Source organism: Microbacterium sp. SLBN-154 (genome assembly GCF_006715565.1).
In the GTDB taxonomy this organism is placed as follows: domain Bacteria; phylum Actinomycetota; class Actinomycetes; order Actinomycetales; family Microbacteriaceae; genus Microbacterium.
Map to the genome: position 1 here is coordinate 233,045 of NZ_VFNL01000001.1, position 12,107 is coordinate 245,151.

Genomic DNA, 12,107 nt, shown 5'->3' on the forward strand with positions numbered 1-12,107 from the left:
ATGTTTGACATGAGTAGAGCATTTTTTGCTATGGTCAGTCAAGAGCGATCTGCGTATGAACGACGCGGTCTGACAGACTGAGGAGGTGAAGGTCGACGTGCGCACACCTGACGGAGCACCCATGACATGGGAAGATGCGACACTGCCCGTCGGTTCCGCGTTGCGGATCGCTCCTGCGTTCCGCGCAAGCGCCGCCGACGAAGGTGTTGGTATCGAGACGACGTTGCACGCCCGATACCACGCATCCGAGGGTCGCTACCTGGTCAGCGAGGTCAACAATCGTGCCCTCCATGCCGACGTCGAGGTGAACAACGTCGCGCTTCGGCAGGTGCCGATCCAGGGCATGGTTCAGGCGGCGGCACCGCATTGCATCGCGCTCACTCTCGACAACGAAGCCGATCCGACGGCGACGTGGATCACTGCCGCGGAATTGACTAGCACCGCCGGACGGATCATCCCCGAGTGGCTAGCGAAGGACGTCGTCAAGCGAGCCAACAAGGATGCTCGGATGGACGCCATCGAAATCCTCTATGGCACCGCGGCGCTGGCTGGGCTGCCACCGGTGAGAGCCGTGCAGCACGAACTCGGAGTACCGCATCGCACCGCCTCTGACTGGATCAAGAAGGCTCGTGCCGCTGGGCGCCTGGAGGGCATGAACTACATCGTCGGCCGACAGGCGGATGGGTAGCATCCAGTCGTATTCCACGAAGGACGGCAAACGATACCTCGTCCGATACAAGAAGCCAGATCGCACTCACGGGGCGAAGCGAGGCTTCCGGACGAAGCGCGACGCTGAGGAGTTCCTGGCCAGCGTCACGGTAGCCATTAGGCAGCAGGAGTACGTCGACCCGAGCGACTCCCGCATCACGATTGGCGAACTGGGCAATATCTGGCTCCAGGACCAGCGGGCGGTCCTCAAGCCTTCGTCGATGCATCCCCTTGAGTCATGCTGGCGCGTTCACGTGCAGCCGAGATGGGCATCCATCCGTGTCAACGCCGTCCGCTACAGCGACGCCCGGAGCTGGGTCACTGAACTGAGCGAAAGACGCGGCGCATCCACCGTGATCCGCGCATACGGCATACTCGCGTCGATTCTCGACGTGGCCGTGCGGGACCGTCGGCTCAGAGAGAACCCGGTGCGGGGGATCAAGCTGCCCCGCAAGCAACCCAAACGCCGCGTGTACTTGACCCATCGACAGGTCGAGCTGCTCGCCAGCGAATCTCGATACCCAGACATCATCCTCTTTCTCGCGTACACCGGGTTGCGGTGGGGAGAAGCTACGGGGCTCCGCGTCCGCGACGTCGACCCGATGCGCCGGCGCGTGCACGTGCAAGAGAACGCCGTCATGGTCAACGGCACCGTTCACACCGGCACACCCAAGACCCACGCGGCCAGGTCCGTGCCCTACCCTGACTTCCTCGACCCGGCCATCCGCGCAGACATGCGGGGGAAGGCAGCTGAGCACCTCCTCTTCGGCGACGGCGACGACCACCTCCGGCTCCCCAGCTCCCAAGATGGCTGGTTCGCTGCCGCCGTCCGCCGCGCACGAGAGATCGACCCCGACTTCCCCTACATCTCCCCTCACGATCTGCGTCATACCGCCGCGAGCCTGGCTATCAGCGCCGGCGCAAACGTCAAAGCAGTACAGCGGATGCTCGGTCACGCCAGCGCGGCGATGACACTCGACACGTACGCCGATCTCTTCGACGACGACCTGGATTACGTCGCACAGGCGCTCAGCCGCGCTCGCGACACCCAGCGCACGATCACGATTCCGGAGAGTTCGCACGCGGGACCCGCCGGCTATCGCGGGCCCGGGCGCAGCTACGGTCAACTCGACCGCTGACCATCGCGACGCGCGCAATGGGCGTTGCGGGGGCGGACCACGGCCGTTCGCAGAACTCCCGGAGGTGGTGTCGAGCACGCTGCGCAACGCACTTTTACCCATTCTTTACCCGCCTGCCCGGCGAAGGGTAAGACGAAAGCCCCGCGATCCCAATATTTACAGGGGTTCGCGGGGCTTCGACGATGGCGGTGACGGTGGGATTTGAACCCACGGTAGGGGGTTACCCTACACAACTTTTCGAGAGTTGCACCTTCGGCCGCTCGGACACGTCACCGCCGAAGAGTCTACGACACGCCGCGGTCGGTCGCGAATCGCGGCATCCGACCCTCCCTCTCCCGGCAGCTTCTGCCCTCGGAGAGCCGAGGGAGGGGCGAAAGCTGACGGGAGAAGTGCAGACGTCGGAAGGGCGGTGAGGACGGATGCCACGGACCGGCGCACCGCCACGGCCGCGCCGCTCGCTCGGCGACGAGAGATCGGGCCACACCCGCGCACGGCCGGCTGGGAGACTGAGCGCATGGCGGTCATCGAGAACTCCAAGGTCACCATCGTCGGCGCCGGAAGCGTGGGTGCGAGCACCGCGTACGCAGCGCTGATCCGCGGGTCGGCCCGGCACGTCGCCCTCTACGACATCGCCACCGCGAAGGTCGACGCCGAGGTGCTCGACCTCGCCCACGGCACGCAGTTCACCGGGCGGAGCGACATCGTGGGCGGCAGCGACATCGGCGTCGCCGAGGGTTCGCATGTCATCGTCATCACCGCCGGCGCGAAGCAGGACCCCGGTCAGACCCGCATCGACCTGGCGGGCGTGAACGCCGGCATCCTGCAGCGCATGCTGCCCGAGCTCCTCGACGTCGCCCCGAACGCGATCTACGTCATCGTGACGAACCCCTGCGACGTACTGACGGTCCGCGCGCAGCAGGAGACAGGGCTCCCGCCCGAGCGCATCTTCGCCTCGGGCACCGTGCTCGACACCTCGCGCCTGCGATGGAAGCTCGCGCAACGCGCGGGGGTGTCGACCTCGAGTGTGCACGCCTACATCGTCGGAGAGCACGGCGACACTGAGTTCCCGCTGTGGTCGCGCGCGACGATCGGCACCGTGCCGATCCGCGAGTGGCAGGCCGCGGGTCATCCGCCGATGACGCAGACCGAGCTGGACGAGATCGCGGTGGACGTGCGGGATGCCGCGTACAAGGTCATCCAGGGGAAGGGGGCGACGAACTACGCCATCGGCCTCTCCAGCGCCCGCATCATCGAGGCGGTCCTCGGTGATGAGCACGCGGTGATGCCGGTCTCGACGGTGCTGCGCGACTTCCACGGGGTCGACGGGGTCGCCCTCTCGGTCCCGTCGATCGTCAGCGCGTCCGGCGCGACGCCGGTGCGCGAGACGACCTTCTCCGACCACGAACTCGAGCTGTTCCACCGCTCTGCCGCAGCGATCCACGACGTCGCGCGCTCGCTCCCGTGACCTGAATCCGACCAGGCCCTCAGCCGAGGAACCCGCGCAGAAGCGACTCCGACCCGGCGAGGTGTTCGAGGACGGCCGCCTCGGCGGCATCCGCTCGCCCGGCCAGGATCGCGGTGACGATCGCCTCGTGCTGGGCGTTGGAGTGCTCGATGTTGCGGGGAAGGAGCGGAAACGCGTCGAGCCACACGTTGACCTGCGCCCGGTTCTCGGCGATGAGGGCGACGAGGGAGGGGACCGCGGCGAGCTCGGCGATCGTCAGGTGCAGCAGCGTGTCGAGCCGACGGTAGTCGTCGGTGCCGACGAGCGCGGCCTCCTCGTGCCGTGCCCACAGCTCGGCTCTCGCCTCGGGGTCGAGGGTGCGCCCGGCAGCGGTGCGCGCCGCACCCGCCTCGAGCACCCGCCGAAGGCCCAGCACGTCTTCGAGCTCGGTCGCGCTCACCGCGACCGACGCCGGCTGCGGCAGCGGGTCGGCGACGAACGTGCCGCCGTACCGGCCGCGCCGCCGCACGAGGTACCCGGTGTCGGCGAGCTCGCGGATCGCCTCGCGCACGGTGTCGCGGCTGACCCCGTAGAGCCCGGCGAGCTCGCGCTCGGGCGGCAGCGACTCCCCCGGCGCGACGACGCCGAGCCGCACGGTCTGGATGAGGCGGGCGATGGTGTCTTCGAGGGCGTTCCCCCCGCGCACCGGCCGGTAGACCGCGCGCCGCACGGCGGGGAGGGGCACCTCGACGGACACGGCACTCACCTACAGGGGGGTGACATACGCGTTTGTGATGCCGCCGTCGACGACGAACGCGGTGGCGGTGATGAACGAGGCGTCGTCGGAGGCGAGGAAGGCGACCGCCGCGGCCATCTCCTCGGGTTCGGCGAACCGCCCCATGGGCACGTGGATGAGGCGGCGCTGCGCGCGCTCGGGGTCTTCTGCGAAGAGCTCGCGCAGGAGCGGGGTGTTCACCGGCCCCGGGCAGAGCGCGTTCACCCGGATCCCCTGTCGTGCGAACTGCACCCCGAGCTCGCGCGTCATCGCGAGCACTCCGCCTTTCGACGCCGTGTAGGAGATCTGCGAGGTCGCCGATCCCAGCAGCGCCACGAACGACGCGGTGTTGATGATTGATCCGCGTCCCGCCGGCACCATGTGGCGCAGCGCCGCGCGCGAGCACAGATACACGCTCTTGAGGTTGACGTCCTGCACCCGGTCCCACGCGGGGAGCTCCGTCGTCTCGATCGAGTCGTCGTCGGCGGGTGAGATGCCGGCGTTGTTGAAGGCGATGTCGAGGCGCCCGAGGTCGCCCGCGACCGAGTCGAAGAGCTGATTGACGGATGCCTCGTCGGCGACGTCGACCGGACGGAAGAGCCCGTCCACCTCGGCGGCCGCCCGCTCGCCCGACGCGGGGTCGACGTCGGCGATCACGACGCGGGCGCCTTCAGAGGCGAAGCGGCGGGCGGTGGCGAGGCCGATGCCGCTCGCACCACCGGTGACGATGGCGACCCGGTCGGCGAGGCGTTGGGTGAGGTCCATGGGTGTTTCCTGTCTGGATCGTGGGGCGTTTCGACTCGCTGCGCTCGCTCAACGACCGGTCACGGTCAGTCGGTGGCGAAGAAGACGTTCTTGGTCTCGGTGAAGTGCTCGGCGGCGTCGGGCCCGAGCTCGCGCCCGAGACCGGAGGCCTTCATCCCGCCGAACGGGGTGGCGTACCGCACCGAGGAGTGCGAGTTCACCGACAGCACGCCGCTCTTCACCCCCCGGGCGACGCGCACGGCGCGGCCGAGGTTCTCGGTCCACAGCGACCCGGCGAGGCCGTAGATCGTGTCGTTGGCGAGACGGATCGCGTCGGCCTCGTCGTCGAAGGGCAGCACCGCGACGACGGGTCCGAAGACCTCCTCCTGCGCGATCCTGTCGCCGGGGGATGCCAGCACCACCGTGGGCGCGAACCAGAAACCCTCGCCCGCCGGAGCTGCGCCGCGGAAGGCGACGTCGACGCCGTCGAGGAAGCCGGCGACGGTGTCGCGGTGAGAAGCGGAGATGAGCGGCCCCATGTCGGTGTCGGCCGACCCGGGGTCGCCGACCCGCCACGCCTGGACGGCCGGCTCGAGCAGCTCGAGGAACCGGTCGTAGACCGAGCGTTCGACGAGGAGGCGGCTGCGGGCGCAGCAGTCCTGCCCTGCGTTGTCGAACACCGATCCGGGCGCACTCGCGGCGGCGCGCTCGAGGTCGGCGTCGGCGAAGACGATGTTGGCCGACTTGCCGCCGAGCTCGAGCGTCACCGGCTTCAGCATGCGGGCACAGCCCGCCGCGACATCCGTCCCGACCTCGGTGGACCCCGTGAAGACGACCTTGCGGACGTCGGGGTGGCTGACGAACCGCTGTCCGACGACCGATCCCGATCCGGTGACGACCTGGAAGAGGCCGTCGGGAAGACCCGCGTCGAGAGCGAGCTCGCCCAGGCGGATCGCGGTCAGCGGCGTCAGCTCGGCCGGCTTCAGCACCACCGCGTTGCCGGCGGCGAGCGCCGGCGCGAACCCCCACGACGCGATCGTCATCGGGAAGTTCCACGGCACGATGATCCCCACCACGCCGTAGGGCTCGTGGAAGGTGACATCCAGTCCCCCGGCGACGGGGATCTGCTGGCCGATCAGGCGCTCGGGTGAGGCGGCGTAGTAGTTCAGCACCTGCGCGACGTGCGAGGCCTCCCACCTCGCCGACCCGATGGGGTGACCGGAGTTCTCCACCTCGAGGGCGGCGAGCTCGTCGACGTGCGCCTCGACGACCCGCGCGAAGGCGCGGAGGGCGTCGGCTCGGGCACCCGGGGCGAACGCTGCCCAGGCGCGCTGCGCCACCACGGCGCTCGCGATGGCGGCGTCGACCTCGGCGAGACCGGCGCGCGGGATCTCGCGGAACGCCCGTCCGGTGGCGGGGTTGACGAGGGTGATCGTGTCGCTCATGCCGACACCTCCTGCTCTGGGTGCGAAGCGCGCGAGCGGGCCCGGTAATCGGCGGCCTCGCGCACGAGCCCGGCGAAGAGCCGGCGGTCGTCGAGGTTCTGTTCGGGATGCCACTGCACGCCGAGCAGGTACCCATCGCCGGTGCCCTCCACGGCGTAGACCAGCCCGTCGTCGGTCCGCGCGGTGACGGCCAGCCCGTCGCCGAGGCGATCGATGCCCTGGTGGTGGTAGCTGTGCACCTCCTGCGTGCCGGCCCCGACGAGCTCCGCGAGCCGCGAGCCCGCCTCGACCTCGGCCGGGTTGGTCGCGAAGACGCCGTTCCCGAGGCGGTACTTCTCGGTGCCGAGCACGTCGGGGAGGTGCTGATGCAGGCTGCCGCCGCGTGCGACGTTGACCACCTGCATCCCGCGACAGATCGCCAGCACCGGCATCCGCCTGGCCTCCGCGCCCGAGAACAGCGCCAGCTCCCACGCGTCGCGATCGGCGCGGGCCGGGTCGGTGAGCGGATGCCGCGGCGCGCCGTACAGCTCGGGCTGCACGTCGACCCCGCCGGTGAGGATCAGCCCGTCGAGTCCGTCGAGGACCGCGGGCGCGGCGTCGTCGGGCGCCGGCTGCGGGGGAAGGAGCACCGCGATCCCCCCGGAGGCGGTCACGGCGTCGAAGTACACCTCGGGAAGGAAGGCGGCCCGCACATCCCACACCCCCTGGGCGGCCTGCTCGAGGTAGGTGGTGAGGCCGATGACGGGCCGCCTCGTCCGCGCGCCGCCGGTGTCGTCAGAGCCGCTCGAAACCACGCACCCGCTCCCAGTCGGTCACGGCGGCGTCGTAGGCCTCGACCTCGATGCGCGCCTGATTGAGGTAGTGCTCGACGACCTCGTCGCCGAAAGCCGCCCGCGCGATCGCGGACTCATCGAAGAGCTGCGCCGCCTCGCGGAGGGTCGTCGGCAGATGGTCGACGCCGGCGGCGTAGGCGTTGCCGCGCAGCGGGTCGGGAAGCGGCAGCTCGTGCTCGAGCCCGTGGAGGCCGCCGGCGATGATCGCGGAGATCGCCATGTAGGGGTTCACGTCGCCGCCGGGCACCCGGTTCTCCACGCGCAGCGACGAGCCGTGCCCGACCACGCGGAGGGCGCAGGTGCGGTTGTCCACGCCCCACGCGATGCCGGTCGGCGCGAAGCTGCCCTTCGCGAAGCGCTTGTACGAGTTGATCGTCGGGGCGTAGAGCAGGGTGAACTCGCGGAGCGTGGCGAGGATCCCGGCGATCCACGACTGCATCAGCGGACTGAACCCGTGAGGGCCGTCGCCGGACATCACCGGCTCCCCCGCCTCCGAGCGCACCGAGAGGTGGATGTGGCAGCTGTTGCCCTCGCGCTCGTTGAACTTCGCCATGAAGGTGATCGCCTTGCCGTGCTGGTCAGCGATCTGCTTCGCACCGGTCTTGTAGATGGTGTGCTGGTCGGCGGTCTCGAGCACCTCGGCGAAGCGGAACGCGATCTCCTGCTGCCCGAGGTTGCATTCGCCCTTCACCCCCTCGCAGTACATGCCCGCTCCGTCCATTCCCAGACGGATGTCACGCAGCAGCGGCTCCAGTCGGGTCGAGGCGAGGATGTCGTAGTCGACGTTGTAGTCGGTGGAGGGCTTCAGATCGCGGTACCCCTTGGCCCACGCGCAGCGGTAGCTCTCGTCGAAGACCATGAACTCCAGCTCCGTGCCGCTGTAGCCGACGAGCCCGCGCTCGGCGAGACGGGCGCGCTGGGCCTGCAGGATGGCTCGCGGCGACTGCGCGACAGCGTCGCCGCCCTCCCACCCGAGGTCGGCCATGACCAGCGCGGTTCCGGGCTGCCACGGGACGCGGCGCAGGGTCTCGATGTCGGGCAGCAGCATCATGTCGCCGTACCCGGTCTCCCAGCTGGCCATGGTGTAGCCGTCGACGGTGTTCATGTCGACGTCGACCGACAGGAGGTAGTTGCACGCCTCGGCGCCGTGGTGCAGCACCTCCTCCTGGAACAGCCGCGCCGACACCCGCTTGCCGACCAGGCGACCCTGGGCATCGGCGAAACCGACGATGACGGTGTCGATCTCACCGGCCGCGATGGCCGCCGCCAACTCGGACGGAGTCATGTTTCCCGGCATCCTTGCTCCTCACTGTGGTGCAGCGCTCCCCCACCGTCAGGCGGCGGCGCCTTTCGACCGATGCGCCGCCGACCGGTGGGGTCCGGTCGCGACCACTGTAACCGGGCTCGTCGAGATAAAGGTAGACACAGCCCACCATTGGGTCCACAATCATCCGCAAGGCGCACACCCTCGCCGCACCCGAGCGCACGGAGGACCGATGTCACAGTCGAAGAGCGAGCCCCAGAAGGTCGCCGGAGCGACCTATACGCGAGCGGGCCAGGACTACTTCGAAAAGCGCGGACTCAAACGCGCCGCGGGGATCTGGGGTCTGTGGGGCCTCGCCGTCGCCGCCGTGATCTCGGGAGACTTCTCGGGCTGGAACTTCGGCATCGACTTCGCCGGCTTCGGCGGCATGCTGATCGCGTTCGCCGTGCTGGTCCTGATGTACTACGGCCTGATCTTCTCGATCGGGGAGATGGCGGCGGCGATGCCGCACACCGGTGGCGCGTACTCGTTCGCGCGTTCGGCGATGGGCCCCTGGGGAGGGCTCGTCACCGGCGCGGCGGAGACGATCGAGTACGTGGCCACCACCGCTGTGATCGTCTACTTCTCGGCGTCCTACGCCGATGCGATCACGAGCGAACTGCTCGGCCTGTCGCTGCCGCCCTGGGTGTGGTGGCTGGTGCTCTACGTGGTGTTCATCGCCCTGAACTCGGCGGGGGCCGCGATCTCGTTCCGCTTCGCGATCGTCGTGTCGGTCATCTCGATCGGCATCATCGTCGTCTTCTCGCTGATGGCCGTCTTCTCCGGCGCGTTCCAGTGGGCGAACCTCTGGGACATCGCCCCCGACCCGGGTCAGACCGCGTTCCTGCCGCACGGCGTGCTGCCGATCCTGTTCGCCCTCCCCTTCGCGATGTGGTTCTTCCTCGGCATCGAGGAGCTGCCGCTGGCGGCGGAGGAATCCCACAACCCCGTGCGCGACATCCCGAAAGCCGGCTTCTGGGCCCGCGGCACGCTCATCGTCACGGGACTTCTCGTGCTCTTCCTCAACACCGGCGTCATCGGCGCCGAGGCGACCGGGGTCGCCGGTGAGCCGCTGCTCGACGGGTTCCGCGCGATCGTGGGCGACGAGGCGGCGGCGGTGCTCGCCCTCCTCGCCCTCGTCGGGCTTCTCGCCTCGCTCCAGGGGATCATGTTCGCCTACGGCCGCAACATGTACTCCCTCTCCCGCGCCGGCTACTACCCGCGCTTCCTCTCCCTGACCGGCAAGCGCAAGACCCCGTGGGTGGCTCTGACCGTCGGCGCGGCGATCGGCTTCGTGGCGCTGGCGATCCTCGACACCCTCGCCGCGGTGAACGAGGGCGCCGGCGCGGTCGCCGGCGCGATCGTGCTGAACATCGCGGTGTGGGGCGCGGTGCTGGCCTACTTCCTGCAGATGGTGTCGTTCGTGCTGCTGCGCCGGAAGTTCCCGAACGTCAACCGGCCCTACAAGAGTCCGTGGGGTGTGCCGGGTGCGATCCTGGCAGCGGTGATCGCGGCGATCGTCTTCGTCGGATTCCTCCTGAACCCGACGTTCCTTCCGGCGATCATCGCGATCGTGGTCGTGTACGTCGTCATCCTGCTCGGGTTCGGCCTATTCTTCCGTCACCGTCTCGTGCTTTCGCCCGAGGAGGAATACGCTTTGTCCGGGGGCCGCCACGGCGACCCTCAAGCAGAGGGATACGACGCCATGGAGTCTCAGGTCTTCGGCAAAGACGCCTGACCTTTCTCACCGGGGCGAGGTGCTGCGACTGGGGGGTTGCAGCGCCTCGCCGACGGAGAACGGATCGGATGTCGGGGGCCGCGGCTAAGGTCGCAGCATGCCCCGTCGCACCGCCACGACCGCCCCGTACCGGTGCACGGAGTGCGGGTGGACGACCGCCCGCTGGGTCGGGCGCTGCGGTGAGTGCCAGCAGTGGGGGACCGTCGTCGAGGCCGCAGAGCAGACCGGGATCACCACGCAGATCGCACCGGTCGCGCCGGGCGCGCAGCGCGCAGCGCGACCGATCACCGCGGTCGATACGCGCGACGCCCCGCGGCGGACGACGGGGGTCGGCGAGTTCGACCGGGTGCTCGGCGGGGGCCTCGTTCCCGGCGCGGCCATCCTCCTCTCCGGCGAGCCGGGAGTCGGCAAGTCCACGCTGCTGCTCGAGGTGGCCGTCCACACCGCGCGCAGCGGGCAGCGTGTGCTGTACGCAAGCGCCGAGGAGTCGCTCGCGCAGGTGCGCCTCCGCGCGGAACGCACCGGCGCCCTCCACGACGAGCTGTATCTGGCCAGCGAGACCGACCTCGCCACCATCCTCGGCCACATCGACGAGGTCGCTCCCGATCTGCTGATCGTCGACTCGGTGCAGACGGTGTCGTCCGCGATGTCCGACGGCGCGGCCGGGCACCCGAGCCAGGTCCGCGAGGTCGCCTCGACCCTCATCCGCGTCGCCAAGGAGCGCGCTCTGCCGACGATCCTGGTCGGACACGTCACGAAAGACGGCACGATCGCCGGCCCGCGCATCCTCGAGCACCTCGTCGACGTGGTCTGCCAGTTCGAGGGCGACCGACAGACATCGCTCCGGTTCGTGAGGGCCCTGAAGAACCGCTTCGGCCCGACCGACGAGGTCGGATGCTTCGACATGACCGGGGAGGGAATCGCTGAGGTGCCCGACCCCAGCGCTCTGTTCCTCGGGCACGGCGAGCCGGTCCCCGGCACGTGCGTCACCATCGCGCTCGAGGGCCGCCGGGCGATTCCGGTGGAGATCCAGGCCCTGACCATCCCCACGGCGTCGCCGAACGCCCGCCGCGTCGTCAGCGGTGTGGACGGCGCCCGGGTGGCGATGATCCTCGCCGTGATCGAGAAGCGCCTCAACCTCAAGGTCTCGGCGTGCGACGTCTACGTCTCGACCGTCGGCGGGGTGCGCCTGCTCGAACCTGCGGCAGATCTGGCCATCGCGGTCGCCGTGGTGAACTCGATGCGCGACCGTGCGCTGGCGCGCGGAGTCGCCGCCATCGGCGAGCTCACCCTCGCGGGCGAGGTGCGGCCGGTCACGCAGGCGGCGCAGCGGCGCACCGAGGCCGGCCGGCTCGGCTACGCGACGGTCGTCGATGCGTCATCCGGTCATCTCGCCGCCGCGCTCCGAGACCTGGTGCCCCACGCCTCGGGGCGCCTGCGCGACGTTCCCGAGTTCTGAGCGCCGATCGCGCGGCGGCGCCGGAGTCAGGCGTCGAGCGCGGCGATGAGATCGTCGGGTGATGCCTGCATCGGGTGGGGGCCGGCGATGTCGAAGAACACCGTCTTCACCGCCTCGCGATGGCGGCCGAGGAAGGCGCGCAGCCACGCCGGAGACTGCAGGGCCACCGTGGGCGGCAGACTCTCGGGCTTGTGAGCGGCATCGCTGAAAAGCAGGAGGGCGAGGTCGCCCGATTCGGGGTCGCGGTAGGTCCACACCTCGCCGGCGTCGCGCGGGTCATCGCGGGCTCCGGCGCGCAGCAGCGGGACGACGGTGGGTCCGTGCCGCAGAGCGAACGCCACCGCGGCCATATCCTGCGTCTGCAGCGCGTCACTGAGCGCGGTGTTGCGGAAATCCAGCTCGGGCGCTCGTCGAGCGCGCTTCTTCCCCGCCATCCCTCCAGCCTACGGGAACGTCAATGGCCCTCCCGGGGACCCTCTGCGAGGAAAGGATCGGCGGAAGGGCCATGCCCACCGGGGC

The 12,107-nt window shown here is 69.6% G+C and carries 11 protein-coding genes and 1 tRNA gene; 5 read left to right on the forward strand and 7 right to left on the reverse strand.

What is annotated here, in order from left to right:
* Positions 1-85 precede the first annotated feature (85 nt).
* Both FBY40_RS01200 and FBY40_RS01205 read left to right on the forward strand, forming a co-directional pair.
* Positions 86-688 (forward strand): hypothetical protein, encoded by a 603-nt coding sequence (locus tag FBY40_RS01200; RefSeq protein ID WP_235014410.1) that lies wholly within the window; start codon positions 86-88, stop codon positions 686-688.
* On the forward strand, positions 681-1,847 hold the full coding sequence (locus FBY40_RS01205) for a site-specific integrase (RefSeq protein ID WP_141935744.1): 1,167 nt from the start codon (positions 681-683) through the stop codon (positions 1,845-1,847). The genes FBY40_RS01200 and FBY40_RS01205 overlap by 8 nt, the downstream gene beginning before the upstream one ends.
* 183 nt (positions 1,848-2,030) lie before the next feature.
* Here FBY40_RS01205 and FBY40_RS01210 read toward each other — a convergent pair.
* A tRNA-Ser gene (locus FBY40_RS01210) sits at positions 2,031-2,121 on the reverse strand.
* Between the two features lie 240 nt (positions 2,122-2,361).
* Here FBY40_RS01210 and FBY40_RS01215 point away from each other — a divergent pair.
* Positions 2,362-3,312 (forward strand): L-lactate dehydrogenase, encoded by a 951-nt coding sequence (locus FBY40_RS01215; RefSeq protein ID WP_141935745.1) that lies wholly within the window; start codon positions 2,362-2,364, stop codon positions 3,310-3,312.
* 19 nt (positions 3,313-3,331) lie between these two features.
* Here FBY40_RS01215 and FBY40_RS01220 read toward each other — a convergent pair whose 3' ends face one another.
* From FBY40_RS01220 to FBY40_RS01240, 5 genes are all read right to left on the reverse strand, one after another.
* Positions 3,332-4,057 (reverse strand): FadR/GntR family transcriptional regulator, encoded by a 726-nt coding sequence (locus FBY40_RS01220; protein ID WP_235014412.1) that lies wholly within the window; start codon positions 4,055-4,057, stop codon positions 3,332-3,334.
* Positions 4,058-4,831, reverse strand: a complete 774-nt coding sequence (locus FBY40_RS01225) for a 3-oxoacyl-ACP reductase (protein WP_141935749.1) — start codon at positions 4,829-4,831, stop codon at positions 4,058-4,060.
* A gap of 65 nt (positions 4,832-4,896) precedes the next feature.
* Entirely contained in the window at positions 4,897-6,255 is a 1,359-nt protein-coding gene (locus FBY40_RS01230) for an aldehyde dehydrogenase family protein (protein ID WP_141935751.1), read from the reverse strand.
* Positions 6,252-7,049 carry a gamma-glutamyl-gamma-aminobutyrate hydrolase family protein gene (locus tag FBY40_RS01235; protein WP_141935753.1) on the reverse strand — a complete coding sequence of 266 codons (798 nt, stop codon included), beginning with the start codon at positions 7,047-7,049 and terminating at the stop codon, positions 6,252-6,254. The genes FBY40_RS01230 and FBY40_RS01235 overlap by 4 nt, the downstream gene beginning before the upstream one ends.
* The gene (locus FBY40_RS01240; RefSeq protein ID WP_141935755.1) at positions 7,030-8,385 is read right to left on the reverse strand and encodes a glutamine synthetase family protein; all 1,356 of its coding nucleotides are present in this window, start codon (positions 8,383-8,385) and stop codon (positions 7,030-7,032) included. The genes FBY40_RS01235 and FBY40_RS01240 overlap by 20 nt, the downstream gene beginning before the upstream one ends.
* Positions 8,386-8,584: 199 nt before the next feature.
* Here FBY40_RS01240 and FBY40_RS01245 point away from each other — a divergent pair, with 199 nt between their 5' ends.
* Positions 8,585-10,129 carry an amino acid permease gene (locus FBY40_RS01245; RefSeq protein WP_141935757.1) on the forward strand — a complete coding sequence of 515 codons (1,545 nt, stop codon included), beginning with the start codon at positions 8,585-8,587 and terminating at the stop codon, positions 10,127-10,129.
* Positions 10,130-10,226: 97 nt separating this feature from the next.
* Positions 10,227-11,588: a DNA repair protein RadA gene (gene radA / locus FBY40_RS01250; protein ID WP_141935759.1), complete on the forward strand. Its 1,362-nt coding sequence runs from the start codon at positions 10,227-10,229 to the stop codon at positions 11,586-11,588.
* Between the two features lie 26 nt (positions 11,589-11,614).
* Here radA and FBY40_RS01255 read toward each other — a convergent pair whose 3' ends face one another.
* Positions 11,615-12,022: a dehydrogenase gene (locus tag FBY40_RS01255; protein ID WP_141935761.1), complete on the reverse strand. Its 408-nt coding sequence runs from the start codon at positions 12,020-12,022 to the stop codon at positions 11,615-11,617.
* Between the last annotated feature and the right edge of the window lie 85 nt (positions 12,023-12,107).